24 protein-coding genes are annotated in these 18,206 nt (G+C 62.8%); 17 read left to right on the top strand and 7 right to left on the bottom strand.

Annotated elements, in window-relative coordinates; all coding sequences use genetic code 11:
- Positions 1 to 26: 26 nt before the first annotated feature.
- The 12 genes from L6D64_RS25390 (at position 27) to recX (ending at position 9,181) form a co-directional block, all read left to right on the top strand.
- On the top strand, positions 27 to 1,193 hold the full coding sequence (locus L6D64_RS25390) for a phage tail sheath subtilisin-like domain-containing protein (protein WP_176506536.1): 1,167 nt from the start codon (positions 27 to 29) through the stop codon (positions 1,191 to 1,193).
- Between the two features lie 13 nt (positions 1,194 to 1,206).
- Positions 1,207 to 1,716, top strand: a complete 510-nt coding sequence (locus tag L6D64_RS25385) for a phage major tail tube protein (protein WP_027920000.1) — start codon at positions 1,207 to 1,209, stop codon at positions 1,714 to 1,716.
- A 10-nt stretch (positions 1,717 to 1,726) separates the two neighbouring features.
- Positions 1,727 to 2,029, top strand: coding sequence for a phage tail assembly protein (locus tag L6D64_RS25380; protein ID WP_176506535.1), 303 nt, complete (start codon positions 1,727 to 1,729; stop codon positions 2,027 to 2,029).
- 125 nt (positions 2,030 to 2,154) lie between these two features.
- Positions 2,155 to 3,819 carry a hypothetical protein gene (locus tag L6D64_RS25375; RefSeq protein ID WP_176506534.1) on the top strand — a complete coding sequence of 555 codons (1,665 nt, stop codon included), beginning with the start codon at positions 2,155 to 2,157 and terminating at the stop codon, positions 3,817 to 3,819.
- A gap of 9 nt (positions 3,820 to 3,828) precedes the next feature.
- Entirely contained in the window at positions 3,829 to 4,674 is an 846-nt protein-coding gene (locus tag L6D64_RS25370) for a phage tail protein (RefSeq protein WP_176506533.1), read from the top strand.
- Positions 4,649 to 4,855: a tail protein X gene (locus L6D64_RS25365; RefSeq protein WP_176506532.1), complete on the top strand. Its 207-nt coding sequence runs from the start codon at positions 4,649 to 4,651 to the stop codon at positions 4,853 to 4,855. The genes L6D64_RS25370 and L6D64_RS25365 overlap by 26 nt, the downstream gene beginning before the upstream one ends.
- 4 nt (positions 4,856 to 4,859) lie before the next feature.
- A complete protein-coding gene (locus L6D64_RS25360) occupies positions 4,860 to 5,894 on the top strand; it encodes a phage late control D family protein (protein ID WP_176506531.1) in 1,035 nt (344 codons plus the stop codon).
- A gap of 26 nt (positions 5,895 to 5,920) precedes the next feature.
- A complete protein-coding gene (locus L6D64_RS25355) occupies positions 5,921 to 6,469 on the top strand; it encodes a glycoside hydrolase family 19 protein (RefSeq protein WP_176506530.1) in 549 nt (182 codons plus the stop codon).
- A gap of 35 nt (positions 6,470 to 6,504) precedes the next feature.
- A complete protein-coding gene (locus L6D64_RS25350; RefSeq protein ID WP_176506617.1) occupies positions 6,505 to 6,948 on the top strand; it encodes a lysis system i-spanin subunit Rz in 444 nt (147 codons plus the stop codon).
- 97 nt (positions 6,949 to 7,045) lie between these two features.
- On the top strand, positions 7,046 to 7,528 hold the full coding sequence (locus L6D64_RS25345) for a CinA family protein (RefSeq protein WP_176506529.1): 483 nt from the start codon (positions 7,046 to 7,048) through the stop codon (positions 7,526 to 7,528).
- 103 nt (positions 7,529 to 7,631) lie between these two features.
- Positions 7,632 to 8,699 carry a recombinase RecA gene (gene recA / locus L6D64_RS25340; RefSeq protein ID WP_054883434.1) on the top strand — a complete coding sequence of 356 codons (1,068 nt, stop codon included), beginning with the start codon at positions 7,632 to 7,634 and terminating at the stop codon, positions 8,697 to 8,699.
- An 11-nt stretch (positions 8,700 to 8,710) separates the two neighbouring features.
- On the top strand, positions 8,711 to 9,181 hold the full coding sequence (gene recX / locus L6D64_RS25335) for a recombination regulator RecX (protein WP_176506528.1): 471 nt from the start codon (positions 8,711 to 8,713) through the stop codon (positions 9,179 to 9,181).
- A 64-nt stretch (positions 9,182 to 9,245) separates the two neighbouring features.
- Here the strand turns inward: recX and L6D64_RS25330 are convergent, their stop codons facing one another.
- The gene (locus L6D64_RS25330; protein WP_176506527.1) at positions 9,246 to 10,364 is read right to left on the bottom strand and encodes an LOG family protein; all 1,119 of its coding nucleotides are present in this window, start codon (positions 10,362 to 10,364) and stop codon (positions 9,246 to 9,248) included.
- 292 nt (positions 10,365 to 10,656) lie between these two features.
- Here L6D64_RS25330 and L6D64_RS25325 point away from each other — a divergent pair, with 292 nt between their 5' ends.
- Entirely contained in the window at positions 10,657 to 10,860 is a 204-nt protein-coding gene (locus L6D64_RS25325) for a hypothetical protein (protein WP_176506526.1), read from the top strand.
- On the opposite strand, the gene L6D64_RS25320 is transcribed toward L6D64_RS25325, so the two are convergent.
- The gene (locus tag L6D64_RS25320; RefSeq protein WP_054883430.1) at positions 10,861 to 11,280 is read right to left on the bottom strand and encodes a quorum-sensing-regulated virulence factor family protein; all 420 of its coding nucleotides are present in this window, start codon (positions 11,278 to 11,280) and stop codon (positions 10,861 to 10,863) included.
- A 225-nt stretch (positions 11,281 to 11,505) separates the two neighbouring features.
- Between L6D64_RS25320 and L6D64_RS25315 the strand changes: the two genes are divergently transcribed.
- From L6D64_RS25315 to L6D64_RS25305, 3 genes are all read left to right on the top strand, one after another.
- A complete protein-coding gene (locus tag L6D64_RS25315; RefSeq protein ID WP_054883429.1) occupies positions 11,506 to 12,216 on the top strand; it encodes a tRNA-uridine aminocarboxypropyltransferase in 711 nt (236 codons plus the stop codon).
- Between the two features lie 179 nt (positions 12,217 to 12,395).
- Positions 12,396 to 13,046 carry a response regulator transcription factor ErdR gene (erdR, locus tag L6D64_RS25310; protein ID WP_176506525.1) on the top strand — a complete coding sequence of 217 codons (651 nt, stop codon included), beginning with the start codon at positions 12,396 to 12,398 and terminating at the stop codon, positions 13,044 to 13,046.
- 73 nt (positions 13,047 to 13,119) lie between these two features.
- Positions 13,120 to 13,485 carry a diacylglycerol kinase gene (locus tag L6D64_RS25305; protein WP_010952700.1) on the top strand — a complete coding sequence of 122 codons (366 nt, stop codon included), beginning with the start codon at positions 13,120 to 13,122 and terminating at the stop codon, positions 13,483 to 13,485.
- On the opposite strand, the gene finR is transcribed toward L6D64_RS25305, so the two are convergent.
- Positions 13,482 to 14,408: a LysR family transcriptional regulator FinR gene (gene finR / locus L6D64_RS25300; RefSeq protein WP_176506524.1), complete on the bottom strand. Its 927-nt coding sequence runs from the start codon at positions 14,406 to 14,408 to the stop codon at positions 13,482 to 13,484. The two genes, L6D64_RS25305 and finR, sit on opposite strands and share 4 nt — an antisense overlap.
- Before the next feature lie 118 nt (positions 14,409 to 14,526).
- On the opposite strand from finR, the gene fpr reads away from it, so the two are divergent.
- Positions 14,527 to 15,306: a ferredoxin-NADP reductase gene (fpr, locus tag L6D64_RS25295; RefSeq protein WP_060479477.1), complete on the top strand. Its 780-nt coding sequence runs from the start codon at positions 14,527 to 14,529 to the stop codon at positions 15,304 to 15,306.
- Positions 15,307 to 15,375: 69 nt separating this feature from the next.
- Here the strand turns inward: fpr and tsaA are convergent, their stop codons facing one another.
- The 4 genes from tsaA to L6D64_RS25275 all read right to left on the bottom strand — a co-directional run bounded on the left by tsaA (position 15,376) and on the right by L6D64_RS25275 (position 17,872).
- Complete coding sequence (tsaA, locus tag L6D64_RS25290; RefSeq protein WP_176506523.1) at positions 15,376 to 16,071, bottom strand: tRNA (N6-threonylcarbamoyladenosine(37)-N6)-methyltransferase TrmO; 696 nt, start codon at positions 16,069 to 16,071, stop codon at positions 15,376 to 15,378.
- 6 nt (positions 16,072 to 16,077) lie between these two features.
- Positions 16,078 to 16,539, bottom strand: a complete 462-nt coding sequence (locus L6D64_RS25285) for a YehS family protein (protein WP_085675653.1) — start codon at positions 16,537 to 16,539, stop codon at positions 16,078 to 16,080.
- A gap of 47 nt (positions 16,540 to 16,586) precedes the next feature.
- Positions 16,587 to 17,297: an rRNA pseudouridine synthase gene (locus L6D64_RS25280; protein WP_176506522.1), complete on the bottom strand. Its 711-nt coding sequence runs from the start codon at positions 17,295 to 17,297 to the stop codon at positions 16,587 to 16,589.
- 119 nt (positions 17,298 to 17,416) lie between these two features.
- Positions 17,417 to 17,872: a GNAT family N-acetyltransferase gene (locus L6D64_RS25275; RefSeq protein ID WP_176506521.1), complete on the bottom strand. Its 456-nt coding sequence runs from the start codon at positions 17,870 to 17,872 to the stop codon at positions 17,417 to 17,419.
- Positions 17,873 to 18,206 lie beyond the last annotated feature (334 nt).

The raw sequence follows: 18,206 nt of genomic DNA, 5'->3' as shown, positions 1-18,206 counted from the left end.
CGTACCTGAACCTGGAGTAAACCTACATGAGTGGATTCTTCCACGGCGTCACCGTAACCAACGTCGACACCGGCGCCCGCAGCATCGCGCTGCCTTCTTCCTCGATCATCGGCCTGGTCGACACCTTCACCGAAGGCGCTGGCGTCACAGCCAAGGCCAACGACCTGGTGCTGATCACCAGCGAAACTGAAGCTGTCGCCGCCTTTGGCGAAAATGCCGCCATTACCAAGGCCTGCCGGGCCATCTACACCCGCGCCAAGGCGGTCATCGTCGCCTGTGGCGTGGCCAAGCTGGACGATGCAGCAGAGCAGACCGCCGCGATCATCGGCAGCGTTCAAGCCGATGGCAAGCGCACCGGCCTGCAGGCGCTGCTCGACGGCAAGAGCCGTTTCAACGCCCAGCCACGCCTGCTGGCCGCACCCCGTCACAGCGCTACCCAGGCGGTCGGCACCGCGCTGGTTGCATTGGCCGACAAACTGCGCGGCATCGCCATCATCGACGGCCCCAACACCACCGACGAGGCAGCCCTCGACTACGCCAAGAACTTCGGCGCCAAGCGCGCCTTCCTGGTCGACCCGGGCGTGCAGTACTGGGACAACGGCGAAGAGGCGACTGTCGACGCGCCGGGCTCGGCGTGGGTGGCTGGCCTGTTCGCCTGGACCGACAGCGAATACGGCTTCTGGGCCTCGCCGTCGAACAAGGAGTTCGTCGGCATCACCGGCACCACCCGCCCGGTGGAGTTCCTCGACGGCGACGACAGCTGCCGCGCCAACCTGCTGAACAACGCCAACATCGCCACCATCATCCGCGACGACGGCTTCCGCCTGTGGGGCAACCGCACCCTGTCCAGCGACCCGAAATGGGCCTTCGTCACCCGTGTGCGGACCATGGACATCGTCATGGACGCGATCCTCTACGGCCACAAGTGGGCCGTCGACCGCGCCATCACCGCCACCTACGTCAAGGACGTCACCGAAGGCCTGCAGGCCTTCATGCGCGACCTGAAGAACCAGGGCGCGATCATCAACTTCGAGGTCTTCGCCGACCCGGAGCTGAACACGGCCAGCCAGCTCGAGCAGGGCAAGGTGTACTGGAACATCCGCTTCACCGACGTGCCGCCTGCCGAAAACCCCAATTTCCGCGTTGAAGTCACTAACCAGTGGCTGACCGAAGTCCTCGATTCCGCCGCTTAAGGAGCGCATCCACATGGCAATGATCCCCGAAACCCTGGCCAACCTGAACCTGTTCGTCGATGGCGTCAGCTTCCAGGGCGATGTACCCAGCCTGACCCTGCCCAAACTCACCCTGAAGATGGAAGAACACCGCCCCGGCGGCATGGACATGCCGGTCGAGATGGACCTGGGCATGGAGAAACAGGAAGCGGCCTTCACCACCACAGGCGTGCGCCGTGAAGCGCTGAAATTCTTCGGCCTGGCCGACGGCAGCGGCTTCAACGGCACTTTCCGCGGCGCCTTCAAGGGCCTCAAGGGCAAGATCAACCCGGTGGTGGTCACCTTGCGTGGCACCCTCAAAGAAATCGACATGGGCGACTGGAAGTCCGGCGACAAGGCCGAGATCAAGCACAGCGTTGGCCTGACCTACTACAAGCTCGAAGTCGATGGCCGCCTGATCTACGAGATCGACGCGCTGGGCATGAAGCGCGTGATCGACGGCGTCGACCAACTGGCCGCCCAGCGCGCTGCGCTTGGCCTGTAAGGAGACGACCATGGCTCAAGCGAAAAAACAGCCGCACTGGCTGACCCTCAGTGCCGACCGCGTCACCGTGCGCCTGTCGCGCCCCAGCGAAGCCAACGGCGTGCAAGTCGACAGCCTGTCGCTGCGGGCACCGACCGTGCGCGATTTCCGCAATGCCCAGGCCGGCGGCGCGGCGGATGACGAGCAGCGCGAGCTGAACCTGTTCGCGTCGCTGGCCGAAGTCGGCATCAAGGACCTCGAAGGCCTTGCCCTCAAGGACTATAGCCGTTTGCAGAGCGGCTATTTTCGCCTGGTGCAGGACGACGAACTTTGACCCGGCCCGGCAGAAGGCCGCCGCCAAGCGGCTGGCCAGGGAGCTGAACTTTTCTGCGAGCGAAATCATGACCATGCCGTACAGCGACATGGTCTGGTGGCTCGCGCCGTGACCAGGAGGAACCTATGGCGAACACACAGGTGTTCACCCTCGGGCTCGGCGTCACCGTGATCAACCCCTTGGGCCTCGCCATCGAGCAGTTGCGCCGGGATGTCGAACGCCTGCGCAGGCAGGCCGACGGCACCCGGCTCGGTCGCCTGATCGGCGAGGTGATCCGCCTGGGGTTGGAGCTCGGCAAGGTACGCCAGGTCGAACGCCAGTTGGCGCTGGACCAGGATCAGCATCAGCAAGATCAGATTGCCCGGCTGGGTACTGAAGCGGACGAAGTGGAGCGCCTGCGTCAGCACTATCTGTCACTCGATCGGGTAATCGCCGGGCTGGCTCGGCTCAAGCCTGTTTTCCAGCAAGGGCAGCAGCACGGTGCAGCGCCGAACACTGCACGCGATCCGGCCGCCGAGGCTTCTGCTGCTTCGTCCGAAAAACCCTCGCGCACTCGCCGATCGACCGCTGAGAGTGTCAAGGTTGCCGCGTCGGTGTTGGGCGTTGGTACGATTGTAGGGGCGCGCATGGCCTATGAGGTTGGCCGTCGTTTGCCAGCTGAACAGCGGCAGCGTGCGCAGACTGCAATCAGCAGCCGATTGAAGTCAGGTGCGTTCAATGCTGGCATTTCGGCGTTCAAGGCCTGGATCGACGGCGAGACGCCCGAGGACAAGGCCAAGGGTATGGGGGCGGCCGCTGGTGAGCTGGGCGGGACGCTCCTCGGTGCGTCGATAGCGGCGGTTTTCACCAAGAACAAGGAGGTTCAGGAGCTCGCCGGCGTTGCCGGTGGCCACTTGGGTGAATGGGCAGGTGAACTGCTCGGAGGGCGTCTGTTTGATCTGGTGATGTACCAGGACAATCCTGATCGCTCGGTGCAAGGCTCATCCGCAGCGACGGTCGTCAACGCCGCGCCTGCTGTCGAAGGCGCCGGGTATCGCGGGGAAAGCAAGGCCGTCGAGGATGTCCAGGCGCTGCGCGCCACGCAAGTACCGAGCCCACCCGGCGCTGCCGTCTCTGGTGCATTCAGCCTGCTGGCAAGTGTCGCTACTGCGGGTACGCCAGGGCAGGGCTTTGGGTTTGCTGCTGCTTCGCCCCCGCTTGCGCCGGCTGGCGGCAGCCGTCCAGGTGCAGTCAGGAGCCTGTTCAGGCGCGTGCCTGTCGGCGCGCTGCTGGATACTTCGCTGCAACTGGCGCAGACCTACCGCAGTGATGCCACCGCCGTGCAGAAGGTCGAAGGCTACGGCAGTGCGGTCGGCGGGCTGGGCGGCACCTTGGCTGGCGCGGCTGCCGGTGCTGCGATCGGCTCGGTGGTACCGGTGATCGGCACGGCAATAGGCGGCCTGCTCGGCGGGGCGTTGGGAAGCATCGGCGGCGAGAGCCTTGGCGGGTGGTTTGGCAAGGCTCTGGGTGCAGGACTTGGCCTGGAGAACAGCCCTGCGAGCAAACACCCGGTGTCCGAACCCGCGCGGTCCGCCGCTGCGCAGTTGCCGTCTTCGGCGCCTGCCAGCGCAGCATTGCCAGCGCCGATAAACCAGCAATTCACCTTCACCGCCAACATGCCGGTGACCTTCAGTAACAGCCTTGACGACCCGACCACCCTGCAACAACTGGAAGCCATCGCCCGCCGCGTGCTCGACGACCTGATGCGCCAGGCGCGTTCGGTGCAGATGGCCGATCAACCACAGCCATGAGGAGGACCCATGACCTACCTGGAACAGTTGCAAGCTGGCTTGCATGCACTGGTCAAGGCGGGCGAGGAGGGGCGTCGGCGTGCCGACGCCATGCTCGACCCGATGAACCAGGCGGTCGGCCATGCCAGGGAGGCGGCCAGCGAACTCGAAGCCCTGCCATGGATCGGCCCGGAAATCGGCAAACGCCTGCAACGCACGATGCGCGCCATTGATTCGGCCAAGCAGCGCGTCGACAAGGTGATTGCCAAGTATGACCAGACCCTCGACGTGGTGCGCAAGGTGCGCGACCGCGTCGATGCCTTCGCCGAACACCTGGGCAAGGCGGGAGCGGCCATTCGGCGCGTGATCGGCGATGTGCGTTCGGTCGCCAACGGTGTGCTGTCGACCTTTGGCTTCGCGCCAGTAGTCACCCCGGCGGCAGAAGCGATCAAGCCGTTCCCGCACTTGTTGGTACTGCAGCCTCTCAAGGCCAACGCTGCGCCGTACTACTTCAACCTCGACACCGCCGCCTTCGACCAGCTGCGCCGGCAAACGCGTTTCCGCTGGGCCGGGCAAGAGCGCTTGAGCCGCGAGAACGCCCAACAGGCGGTGAGCCTGGGCGAAGACAGCATCAGCATCCGTGGCGCCATCTTCCCCGGTTTCAAGGGCGGATTGGGCCAGTTGCAGGCGCTGCGCGGCATTGGCCGCCAACTGCTGCCGCTGTCGCTGACCACCGGTTATGGCGAAGTGCTCGGCACCTGGTGCCTGACCAGTATCGAGGAAGAGCAGGCCGCCTTGCTGGCCGGCGGCATTCCCCGCAAGCAAGGTTTCTCACTGGAGTTCGTCAGCTATGGACAAGACTTGCAAAACGTCTGAGGGCGATGTGCTCGATACCCTCTGTCACCACTATTACGGGCATCTCGACGGCAGCGTCGAGGCGGTATTGCAAGCCAACCAGGGGTTGGCCGACGAGGCCCAGCCGTTTCGCAGCGGCGTAACGATCCGCTTGCCGACGCTGGCGCTGGTCCCGGCCAATCTCGTGCAGCTGTGGGACTGATGCCATGCAACCGGTATTTCGTATCCAGGCTGATGGCAAGGACATCACTGCGCTGATCAATGACCGCCTGTTGCTGCTGCGTACCACCGACAAACCGGGCATGGAATCGGATGACTTCGAGCTGCGCATCGACGCCCGCGACGGTGCTGTGGCGTTGCCGGCGCGCGGTGCGCTGATCGAGGTGCATCTGGGATACGCCGGCCTGCCGCTGACTCGGCTGGGGCGTTACACCGTCGATGAGGTCGAGCTGTCCGGACCGCCGGATACCTTGGTGATTCGCGGCAAGGCCAGTGACCTGCGCGGCAGTGGCAGGACCATTCGCAGTGGCAGCTGGGAGGCCGTGCCGCTGCAGCGCATCGTCGCCGAGATCGGCGCGCGCAATGGCTGGCAGGTGGTCTGCCCGGTGCGGGTCCAAGTACCCCGGGTCGATCAGTACAACGAATCGGATTTCAATTTCATCACGCGCCTGGCCCGCCAGTACGACTGCACCGCCAAGCTCGCCGATGGGCAGTTGCTGGTGCTGCCGCGCCAGGCCGGGCAGAGCGCCAGCGGCACCCCCCTGGGCGTGGTCGGCGTTGCCCGCAACGAGGTCAGCCAGTGGCATTTCCGGCTGGACGACAAAGCCGCGCGCAAAGCCGTGCGCACTCGTCATCAGGACGCTGCCAGCGGTGAAACGAAGACCATCGAACTGGTCAACGAGGCGGCTGTTGAAGGCCAGCGGCCGGTGCATACCGACCGTCACCTCTACCCCAACCGCGCCGCTGCCGAACAAGCGGCCAGGGCGCGGCTGGCCAGCTTCAACCGTGATACTGCCCAGGTGCGCCTGGATCTGCCGGGGCGTACCGACCTGTTTGCCGAGCGCAGCATCGCCTTGCACGGCTTTGCCGATGGCCTGGATGGGCAGTACCAGATCGATTCGGTGGAGCAGGTGTTCACCGCATCGGGCTGGCGCACCACGGTGCAGGGCAATGGCGGCAAGATGGGCAAGGTGCAGGCCAAGGGGGCAGTGCCTCGCCGGCGGGCCGTGATCAAGGCTTGAAGGACGCTACAGGGAAGGAGTCAGATATGCTCACTGAAACGCAATTGCTACAGATTCTGCCGAACGCCCGCCCTGTTGCGGGCGTTTTTCTTTCGGCACTCAATGCCACGCTGCCGCGCTGGGAAATCGACAACCCCAAGCGTGTGGCGGCGTTCATCGCCCAGGTCGGCCATGAATCCGGCCAGTTCCGCTACGTCAAGGAGCTGGGCAATGACCGCTATCTGGCGCGCTACGACACCGGCAGCCTGGCCTTGCGCCTGGGCAATACACCACAGGCCGATGGCGATGGGCAGCTGTATTGCGGGCGCGGCCTGATCCAGATCACCGGGCGCAACAACTACCAGGCCTGCAGCCGCGCACTGTTTGGCGACGAGCGCTTGCTGGCGCAACCGCAGTTGCTCGAACAACCGCGCTGGGCCTGCGAGTCGGCGGCGTGGTTCTGGCATTCGCGGGGGCTCAATGCCTTGGCTGATCGCGGTGAGTTCAACCGCATCACACGCCATATCAATGGTGGGCTCAATGGGCTGGAGGATCGCCTCAGGCTCTGGGCGCGTGCGCGCGAGGTGTTGTGTTGAGCCGGTTGCAACTTGGCCTGGGTGTGTTGCTGTTGATGGTGTGCTCAGCGCTGGCCTGGCAACTGCAGGGCTGGCGCTGCGGGCGGCAACTGGCGCAGCTGGCGCAAGCACAGGCCGATGCCGAGCTGGCCCGGCTGCTCGCCGAACGTGGGGCGCGTCAGTTACTCGAACAACGCCTGGAACAAAGTGAAAACCGTCATTACAAGGAGCTTGCCGATGCGCAACAGTCTCAGGCTCGCCTGCGTGATCGCCTTGCTACTGCCGATCTGCGCTTGTCGGTCCTGGTCGAACGTGGCGCCATCTGCAGTGCAATGCCAGCCGCTGCCGAGGCCGGCAGCGTGGATCATGCAACCGTACGCGCCGGACTTGAGCCGGCGCATGCTCGACGAATTATCGCCATCACCGATGAAGGAGACCGGGGCTTGATGGCGTTGCGGGCTTGTCAGGACTATGTGCGGGAGGTGCGTGGGGGGCTTTAGTGCATGCCAGACTAAAACATGGCGCCGTAGAATGCTGCCCATCCCACTCCCGCTCACCAAATGCTACGGTGTCACCACCCGCTCAAGGAACCCACCCATGGACCCGATCACCGTTCTGTCCACCCGCCTCGGCGAACACCTGCGCCGTTTCAACGCCCAGGTGACCACCGCCGAATCCTGCACCGGCGGTGGCATCGCCGAGGCCATCACCCGTGTGCCTGGCAGCTCGGCCTGGTTCGAGGCCGGATACGTGACCTACTCCAATGCCCAGAAAACCCGCCAGCTGAACGTGCCCGAGGCGCTGTTCGCCGAGGTTGGCGCGGTCAGCCAGGAGGTGGTCGAGGCCATGGCCCGCGGTGCCCAGGCCGCCAGCGGTGCACGCTTTGCCGTGGCGGTCAGCGGCGTGGCCGGGCCGGACGGCGGTTCGCCGGCCAAACCGGTGGGGACCGTGTGGCTCGCCTGGGCCGATGGTAGCCATGTCAGCAGCGAGCGCCGGCACTTCGACGGTGACCGCGAAGCGGTGCGCCGACAGACGGTGATCGCTGCGTTAGACGGCTTGTTACAGCTTGGCACCGAGTAAATCGACGACAGGGGTTTGCGCGCGCGCTTGCCTGTGGAATAATACTGGCTACTTATACAGGTATTCCGGCCGTCAGGGCCAAGTCGAACACGTGAGGATTTCAATGGACGACAACAAGAAGCGCGCCTTGGCTGCGGCCCTGGGTCAAATCGAACGCCAATTCGGCAAAGGCGCAGTCATGCGCATGGGCGACCACGAGCGCCAAGGCATCCCGGCCATTTCCACCGGCTCCCTGGGCCTGGACATCGCGCTCGGCATCGGCGGTCTGCCAAAAGGCCGTATCGTCGAAATCTACGGCCCGGAATCCTCGGGTAAAACCACGCTGACCCTGTCGGTCATCGCCGAAGCCCAGAAGAACGGCGCAACCTGTGCCTTCGTCGACGCCGAACACGCCCTCGACCCTGAATACGCCGGCAAGCTGGGCGTCAACGTTGATGACCTGCTGGTCTCCCAGCCCGACACCGGCGAACAGGCCCTGGAAATCACCGACATGCTGGTGCGTTCCAACGCCGTTGACGTGATCATCGTCGACTCCGTGGCTGCATTGGTGCCGAAGGCCGAGATCGAAGGCGAAATGGGCGACATGCACGTCGGCCTGCAGGCCCGTCTGATGTCCCAGGCGCTGCGCAAGATCACCGGTAACATCAAGAACGCCAACTGCCTGGTCATCTTCATCAACCAGATCCGTATGAAGATCGGCGTGATGTTCGGTAGCCCGGAAACCACCACCGGTGGTAACGCCCTGAAGTTCTACGCCTCGGTGCGCCTGGACATCCGTCGCACCGGCGCGGTCAAGGAAGGCGATGAAGTGGTCGGTAGCGAAACCCGCGTCAAGATCGTCAAGAACAAGGTCTCGCCTCCGTTCCGTCAGGCCGAGTTCCAGATCCTTTACGGCAAGGGTATCTATCGCAATGGCGAGATCATCGACCTGGGTGTTTCCCAAGGCCTGGTAGAGAAGTCGGGTGCCTGGTACGCCTACCAAGGCAACAAGATCGGCCAGGGCAAGGCCAACGCGGCCAAGTACCTGGCAGAGAACCCGGCCATTGGTGCCGAAATCGAGAAGCAGATTCGCGAGAAGCTGCTCAAGGCCGGTGCCGTTGCCGAAGCTGGTAAGGCTGCTGCCGCTGAAGCCGATGCCGACGACATGGCTGACGCCGACGCCGGTTATTGATAGCAGCTGGTATGTCCGCCGTACTCGACACCCCCGTCGCCGTCAGGCGGACAGCCATGGACCTGCTCGCACGCCGCGAGCATGGTCGCGTCGAGCTGACACGCAAGTTGCGTCAGCGCGGTGCCCCGGATGAACTGATCGAGCCCGCGCTCGATCGGCTCGCCGAAGAAGGGCTGCTTAGTGAAGCCCGTTACCTCGAGAGTTTCATCCGATACCGTTCAGGTGCCGGCTATGGCCCTGCGCGTATTCGCGAAGAGCTTGGCCAGCGCGGGCTGAACCGCAGTGATATCGAGCAGGCCCTGCGTGAAAGCGAAGTGGATTGGGCGGCACTGCTGCGGGATACCTGGCAGCGCAAATTCGCTGGGCAACGCCCCGAGGATCCGCGAAGTCGCGCCCAGCAGACCCGGTTCCTTGCCTACCGCGGTTTCCCGATGGACATGATCGGCAGGCTGCTCAGCGGTCGGGATCTGGATGATTACTAGTCAAATGGCCTCATCGCCGGTACGCCAGCGATGAGGCCATTTTGCTTTGTCCCGCAATTGCTCTTCAGCTGACCTTCAACGCTTCCCGAGCCCGCTGGGTGGTATGCATTGGCTCCGGCTTGGCCCAGTTTTCCGGCAAGTTGATGAAGTCGACCAATTCGCGCAGTCGTCCCTGATCACGCCCGTTGAAGGCAAACGTCAGTCGCGTCAGATGGCTGAAGTTGCCCACCTCGTGTTCGGCACCGCTGTCGGCGTGCTGGTGGTAACGGCCGCTCAGGCGCAGGTCGGCGAACCCCTCTTGTATGTCATGCAGTGCAGCCTCGCTGAGCCGATGGTGCATGCGGATCACGAACTGGTTTTTCAGCCAGCGGCTGGAGTGGTAGTTACTGTAGAACTGGTTGATTTCTTCCACCGCCTCATCGGCACTGTGCACCAGGCGCAGCAGCTTCAAGTCACTGGGCAGGATGTAGCGGTTTTCTTCGAGCTGACGGCTGATGAATGCCAGGCAGTCCTGCCAGAACGTACCGCCCGGTGAGTCCAGCAGTACCACCGGCACCAGTGGGCTCTTGCCGGTCTGGATCAGTGTCAATACTTCAAGCGCTTCATCCAGGGTGCCGAAGCCGCCGGGGCAGAGCACCAGTGCATCGGCTTCCTTGACAAAGAACAACTTGCGAATAAAGAAGAAGTGGAAGGGCAGCAGCTTGTCGGTGCCATCCACTGTGGCATTGGCATGCTGCTCGAAGGGCAGGATGATGTTGAAACCCAGGCTATGGTCACTGCCGGCACCTTCGTGCGCTGCCGCCATGATGCCGCCGCCGGCCCCGGTAATGACCATCAGTTCGGAGCGGGCAAGGGTCGCCCCCAGCTCACGGGCGAGGGCGTACATCGGGTGTTCCACCGGGGTGCGTGCCGAGCCGAACACGGTGACCTTGCGTCGCCCACGGTAGCGCTGAAGCATGCGAAACGAGTGGTCCAGTTCGCGCAAGGCCTGCAGTGTGATCTTGGCGCTCCAGCGGTCGCTGTCGTCATGGGCCATGCGCAAGACAGTGAGCATCATGTCGCGGTACAGCGGCAGGTTGGGGCTGTCTGGGGCGACCAGTTGCAGCTGCTGGTCGATCTTGCCCAGGTCGATGCCGTGGTCCCTGAAGTGATTGAACAGGTGTTCATTGGATTGGTAAGGCATTCAACGTCTCCTTCTGCAGCAAAACCTCTGACCGGGCCGATGGTGTGGCACGGCCGCGACACTGCGTGTGTCGCTGGCTGCCGTGACTCGAGTGTGCATCCCGAGCATTGCAGTAGGCCTTCAAGGCCTTGGTGCAGGATCTTGTTGTTTTGCGAGTCCTCGCTATCAATCTAGACCGTTGCGCCTGATCGTGCAGACGGGATCACCGTGGCCACTCGTCGGCCTGCGACCAGCCTTGTCGAGGGTTTGGTTAACTGGAGAAGCGAAACGTGTCGATGCAGGAGGTGGCGGTATGCATCGCTTGGTCATCGAGGTAGACCGGCAGCTCTATCAGCAGTTGGAAAATGCAGCCCAGGATCACCATGTCAGCCTGGAAGCAGAGTGCCGCCGCAGGCTGGCAGCGCTCGAGTGCCAGTCACGCTACCTGCAGGCGTTACTGGCGGAGATGCGCGCCGACGAAGAACCGCGGCGCGTCGAGGGAGAGCGGGTTATCTGATCACTTCTTCTTGTTGCCAGCGGTGCAGCTGGCCGCATCGAAGGCCTGGTCCATGACCGGTTGGTTGGTCTTGTACACGCTGAAGCGGTAGACCATCACCGCCCCTTTGGACATCAGGTTACGGAAACCACTGTTGCGGCACACGCTGTCACCGAGCTGGCTGCGCACTTGCTCCGGGTTCTGCTGCATGCGTGCGGCATGCTCGGCGCGGACGCTGAGGTGGTTGATCAGCGCCTTGCCTTCAACGGTATAGCCCTGATCGAGAATGTCTTCGTTGATCGCGCGTGGGGTGCCGACACTGCTTTCCGTGGCGACCTTCTGCAGCAACTTGTTGAGCTCGAACTCCTGCTTGGAGGCAGCTTGGGCTGCCAATGGCAGGGCGAGCAACAGGCTCAGGGTCGGGACGATAAGACGCAGCATGAATCTCTCCTGGTTCGATGACTGGCGCTTTGACATGCGCCGGCGGCGGGCGTTCCATGAAGCCGGCTGCATCGCGGGCAAATTCATGGTGGCCAATGCCGCCGATTATAAGGGACCGGTTGGCTCCGCTGCACGGCCAAATGGCGCCTGCTCTGGTAGACTGGCGTTTTGCACCTTCCGAGTCCCTGCAGTGTCCAGTCACAACCCGTCCACAGGCTTGCCAGCATGAGCCACGCGGTAGCACGCCTGCGTGCCGAGCGTCTGGCACGCAGCAACAAGCCTTTCATTGCCCGTGGTTCACGCGCCGAGCGTTGCCCCGATTGCCGTGTAATTGCCACCCACTGCCTGTGTGCGTGGAAGCCCAAGGTGCAGGCCGACTCAGGCGTGTGTCTGCTCATGCATGACACCGAGCCATTGAAACCAACCAACACCGGCTGGTTGATCGCCGACCTGATCGAAGACACAAGCGCCTTCGGTTGGCTGCGCACCTCGGTGGACGAGCGCCTGCTGGCGTTGCTCGACGATCCGCAGTGGCAGCCCTACATTGTTTTTCCCGGCGAGTTCGTCGCCCGGGAGCGGGTGGTCAGCGAGGTCGTGCGCGAGCCGGGCAAGCGCCCGTTGTTCATCCTGCTCGATGCCACCTGGACCGAAGCCCGCAAGATGTTCCGCAAGAGCCCGTATCTGGATCGCTTCCCGGTGCTGAGCCTGCAAGCCGAGCAGATGTCGCGCTATCGCCTGCGTCGGTCCAAGCGTGACGACCATTTCTGCACCGCCGAAGTCGCGGCCATGTGCCTGGACCTGGCGGGTGACAGCCAGGCGTCGCAGGCGCTGGACGCCTATCTGGATGTATTCAGCCTGCATTATCTGAGTGGCAAGCGTCGCCTGCCACTGGATGATCAGGACGACACCCACCAGCGTTTGCATACCTTCCTATAGTCCAAGGGGCATATGGCTCACTTTGGTTCATAATGTCGGGGCTGGCAGCCAGGGTGGGCGAGACGGCAGGGTAGTCGGCTTGACCACTTCCGTCCGTGCTCGGCATCCTTGGCGCCGATTCCCCGCCCGGCGCTTTACCACTCCGCATGCGCCTGGCACAGAACAGGATCCATAGATCGATGGCCACATACGAAATCCTGATTGCCGATGACCACCCGCTGTTTCGTAGCGCGCTGCGCCAGGCCGTTACCCTCGGCCTGGGCGCCGATGTGCGACTGGTTGAAGTGGCGAGCATCGCCGAACTGGAAACCCGCCTGAGCGAAAAGGCCGACTGGGACCTGGTGCTGCTGGACCTGAACATGCCGGGCGCCTATGGCTTCTCCGGGCTGGTCCTGTTGCGTGGCCAGTACCCGCAGATTCCGGTGGTCATGGTCTCGGCGCAGGAAGAGGCCGCGGTGGTGGTCAAATCCCGCGAGTTCGGAGCCAGCGGCTTCATTCCGAAGTCCAGCGGCCTTGAAGTCATTCAGGATGCCGTGAGAAAAGTGCTCGATGGCGAGGTCTGGTGGCCACCGCAAGCCTTCGAAAAGGTCGATGTTTCGGCGGAAGCCAAGGCCGCCAGCGAAGGCCTTGCCAGCCTCACCCCACAGCAGTTCCGCGTGCTCACCATGGTCTGCGAAGGCTTGTTGAACAAGCAGATCGCCTATGAGCTGAGTGTGTCGGAAGCGACCATCAAGGCTCATGTGACGGCCATCTTCCGCAAGCTGGGTGTACGTACCCGCACCCAGGCCGCGCTGTTGCTGCAACAACTTGAATCGGTTGCCAGTCACTGAGGGTGCCTGGATTCACGCTTTTTTGACCCGCGCCGCACTAGTCTGCTGGCCTTTCTGCTGTGAAGTGACTCACATGACATCGCCATTCAAAGGCCAGACCGGCCTGAAACGCATTTTCAACGCTGCCGGCTACTCACTGGACGGCCTGCGCGCCGCCTTCAAGGGCGAAGCTGCCTTCCGCCAGCTGGTGCTGCTCAACGTGCTGCTGATCCCGATCGCTTTCTGGCTGCCGGTCAGCCGTGCCGAGCGGGCAATCATGATCGCCGTGTGCCTGCTCGGTCTGATCGTCGAACTGTTCAACTCGGCAGTGGAAGCCGCCATCGATCGCATCTCGCTGGAGCGCCACCCGTTGTCGAAGAACGCCAAGGACATGGGCAGCGCCGCACAGTTGGTGGCGCTGACCATGGTCGCACTGGTGTGGGGCGTGATTCTGCTCTAAGCGATTGGCGGCAGGACGATCTCGTCACTGCGGGTAAAGCCCGCAGTGAAGCTGCGGCACAATTCCAGAAATTCGCGCATCGCCGAGGTCTGGTATTTCTGCTTGTGCCAGATGAAATAGAACTGGCGCATCAAGTCCAGTTCCGGCGTCTCGACCGCCACCAGGCTACCGCGGCGGAAGGCATCGCGCAGGGCCAGGCGGGAAATGCAGCCGATACCCAGCCCCGACTCCACGGCACGCTTGATCGCCTCGGTGTGTTCCAGTTCCAGGCGAATGTTCAGGCTGGTACGGTGATGGCGCATGGCCTGGTCGAAGGTCAGGCGTGTGCCGGAGCCCTGCTCGCGCAAAATCCAGGCTTCCTGCGACAGGGCTTCGACATCGGCTCGGCCGGCCTTGGCCAAGGGATGTTGCGGTGCGCAGAACACCACCAGTTCGTCCTCGACCCACGGCTGAACTTCAAGGTCCGGATGGTTGCAGTCACCTTCGATCAGACCCAGGTCAATTTCGTACTGCGCGACCTGGTGCACGATATGTGCAGTGTTCTGCACATGCAGTTTCACCTGGCTTTCCGGGTGAATCTGCATGAAGCTGCCGATCAGCAGGGTGGCCAGGTAGTTGCCGATGGTCAGCGTGGCGCCGACCGCCAGCGAGCCGAAGCCTGACTTGCCATTGAGCAAGTCTTCGATCTCCTTGGCTTGGTCGAGCAGGGCGACGGCCTGGGGCAGCAACTGATGGCCCAAGGCATTGAGCGCCAGCCGCTTGCCGGCTCGGTCGAACAGCTGGCAGCTCGACTGCCGCTCAAGCTCGGTAATGGACGTGCTTGCCGCCGATTGTGAAAGCGCGAGCACGCTGGCCGCCCGCGACACACTCTGGTGCTGGGCCACGGCGACAAATACCTGAAGCTGACGAAGTGTAAATCGCATATCTATATAACCGATAACACATATCTTGATAATTCAGTTAACAGATATTGTGGCTACCCCTAAACTATCGCGCAACTGCGCGTCTTGCGCGCTGCGTTTTTCTTCAGGAGCCCCTTAGATGAGCAACATGAACCACGAACGTGTCCTCAGTGTGCACCACTGGAACGACACCCTGTTCAGCTTCAAGTGCACCCGCGACCCGGGCCTGCGCTTCGAGAACGGTCAGTTCGTGATGATCGGCCTGCAACAGGACAACGGCCGTCCGCTCATGCGCGCCTATTCCATCGCTTCGCCGAACTGGGAAGAGCACCTGGAGTTCTTCAGCATCAAAGTCCCGGACGGCCCGCTGACCTCGCAGTTGCAGCACCTGAAGGAAGGCGACGAGATCATCATCAGCAAGAAGCCAACCGGCACCCTGGTGCTCGACGACCTGAAGCCGGGCAAGCACCTCTACCTGCTGAGCACAGGCACCGGCCTGGCGCCGTTCATGAGCGTGATCCAGGACCCGGAAACCTACGAGCGCTTTGAAAAAGTGATCCTGGTTCACGGTGTGCGTTACGTCAACGAAGTGGCCTACCGCGAGTTCATCACCGAGCACCTGCCGCAGAACGAGTTCTTCGGAGAATCGGTCCGTGAGAAGCTGATCTATTACCCGACCGTGACCCGCGAGCCATTCGAAAACCAGGGCCGCCTGACCGACCTGATGCGCAGCGGCAAGCTGTTCAGCGATATCGGCCTGCCACCGATCAACCCAGAGGACGACCGCGCAATGATCTGCGGCAGCCCGAGCATGCTCGACGAGACCAGTGAAGTGCTCGACAGCTTTGGCCTGAAGGTCTCCCCGCGCATGCGCGAGCCGGGCGACTACCTGATCGAGCGTGCCTTCGTCGAGAAATAAGACGAACGCAGCAACGAAAAAACGCAGACCCGGGTCTGCGTTTTTTTATGCCTGCAAGATGGGGCCTCTTCAGTCTTCGCGCACGACTTCCAGGACCTGGATATGACCCGGTTGCGGGTAATGCCAACGGACCTGCACGTCCCAGAGCTTCACACCGTACACCCGCTCCGCTGGCGGCACCTGATAGGCCGGGCGCGGGTCCTGTGCCAGGCATTGCTCGATCAGTGCCATCAGCGGCTCGCCAAGGCGCAGCCCATGCGCCTGGGCCTGGGGAAGGGCATTTGCGCTCCAGCCAACGGCGATCGCGACCGGTGCTTCACTGGCCATCAGGTTGCTTGCCCCGACAACGCTGTCGGCGTAGGGGACATAGGGCTTGATGTCCAGGACTGGCGTACCGTCCAGCAGGTCGATCCCGGACAGGAACAGGCGCCCTGGCTCCACGCCCTCCAGGCGCACCACCGACTGGCCGATGCCGTTGGGTCGGTGGGTGGCGCGGGTGGCGAATACCCCCATGCTCTTGTTACCGCCCAGGCGTGGCGGGCGCACTTTCAGGCGCGGCTTGTCTTCCAGTGCCTGATGGAACAGGAACAGCAACCAGACATGACTGACTTGCTCCAGCCCGGCCACCGCATCGCCCTGATCGAACGGCGGCAGCAGCTCCAGCACCCCACGGGCGGCTGGCGCCAGTTGCGGCTGGCGCGGGATGGCGAATTTCTCCTTGAAGCAGGAGCGGACGATGCCGACCGGTGCAACCGTATGCTGCATGGCCACTCAGCCGCGCACGCGCAGGGTCAGGCCCTTGAGGAAGTTGCGCAGCAACTGGTCGCCGCAGGGGCGATAGTTGTCATGCCCTACCTTGCGGAACAGTGCGCTGAGCTCAGGCTTGGACACCGGGAAATTGACCGCCTTGAGGATCGCGTGCAGGTCTTCTTCCTTGAGTTCGAAGGCGACCCGCAGCTTTTTCAGGATGGTGTTGTTGGTCACCGGCAACTCGACGGGCTGCGGCGGGCGACTGTCATCCTTGCCACGGCGGTGGATCACCAGGCCGTCAAGAAAGTGCGCCATGACCCGCTCCGGGCAACGCACGAAACCGGCTTCGTCTTCCTTCTTCAAGTAGGTGGCGAGCACGATCGGGTTAACTTCGAGGCCGGACAGCGCGATGATTTCGGCCATCTTGGCGTCGTTCACCTTGAGCATGTAGCGCAGGCTGCGCAGGACATCGTTGTGGTTCATTGCTGCAAAATCCTGTTCAGTAGCCACGTCGGGGCGTGGCGCATTGCTTAGAATCGTTCGGTGATTGCCAGGTAACGCCACTGCCCCACGGGCAGCTTGCCCATGGACACACCGCCCAGGCGAATGCGACGCATGCCCAGCACCTCCAGGCGCAAGTAGGCGCATAGCTCGCTGATCTGCCCGGGTTGCGGGTTTTTCACCACCAGGCGCAAGTGGGTCTCGTTCTGCCAGCTGGCCTTGGCCTTGGGCAGTTCCCGGTCATTGCGCGTCGCACCGCGCGCCAGGCGCTCCAAGGCCTGGGGGGTAGTCTCGCCGCGCACTTCGATGATGTATTCCTGCTCCATGCGGCGCAGGTCGGCGTCGATCTTGCGGGTGACCCGCCAGTCCTGGGTGTACACCTGCAAGCCGCTGGCGCCACGTTCCAGCGGCGCCAGGCAGGACAGCCGGGCAAAATGCCCATGCAGGGGCCGTACCCCTTCGCGGTGAGCCTCGCTGAGGTTGCCCATGTTCATGCTGGCACGGGCAGTTTCGCTGTCGACACCGGCCGCTTGATGCATCAGCAGGGTGACTGGCTCCAATGCCTCGGCGCGTGCCCCAGGCAGTAGTTCTACGCGCTGGCTGTCAACCTTGAACTGAGGCTGCTCCACCACCACGCCATCGACCGTGACCCAGCCTCCTTCGATGTAAAGCTCGGCCTCGCGGCGGGAGCAACCAAGCTGCTCGATGAGGCGTTTGGACAGGCGGACGGGTTCGGACATGGGGCAATTCGCAAGGCAGGGAAAGACTGACATTGTACCTGCCTGTGCGCGGTTGATGATGGGAATGTGTGTCAAATGCGCCATTTGCGACGCAGACCACGGCATATTCGGACGCCGTCCTAGGACGCTGTAGGAATCAGCCTCATGTGCAGCAGGGGATAGGGCTGCCCCAAGCCATCCGTTTCCGAACGGCCAACCACATGGAAGCCTTCGTGCAAATAGAAGCCCAGGGCTTGCGGGTTCTGTTCGTTGACGTCCAGACGTTCGGCATTCAATTCGTCGATCGCATAACGCAGCAGGCGTTTGCCAACCCCCTTGCCCCGGTAGTCGGGTGCGACGAACAACATGTGCACGCAGCCATTGGCGACGCCGGCGAAGCCGCAGATGCGCTGGCGATCCTTGCAGCAAACCAGCATCACGGCATCGAGGCAGCGGCGCAGCACGTGTTCGCGGAGCAACAGGATATAGGCCTCTGGCAGGAAGTCATGGGTTGCGCGCACCGAGTCTTCCCAGATCTGCACCAACTCGCTGTAGTCGCTGTAGCGCGGTGTTTGCAGCGTGAGGGCCGAATGCATGCCGGTATTCCTCCAAGGCGATAGGGAAAACATAGCAGGCCAACCACTGGTCAGCTGCTCTGTGCGCAGCTTGAAGCGTGGGAGGTAGAGGTCTATTACTAAAGCGTGGGAAAAAATCCCACGCGGCGAAAAGAAACAACTTACAACAGATTCCCGCTCGATTGGCGTTCTCATGGCGAAGACCTGGAGACGGAAAATGCAAATCCACATGCTGTTCAAAAGGGCTCTACTGGCAGTCGCCGTTGCAGGCGTGCTGTCGACGGCCATCGTGTTGATTCCAGATTCGATTTCTCATGGCTCCAGCGCGTATGCCAAGGATGGTGGCGGTGGCGGT

It is taken from the genome of Pseudomonas urethralis (genome assembly GCF_021602465.1).
Taxonomy (GTDB): Bacteria; Pseudomonadota; Gammaproteobacteria; order Pseudomonadales; family Pseudomonadaceae; genus Aquipseudomonas; species Aquipseudomonas vlassakiae.
The sequence above is the reverse complement of the archived record's forward strand: the minus strand, read 5'-3'. Positions and strand labels throughout refer to the sequence as shown.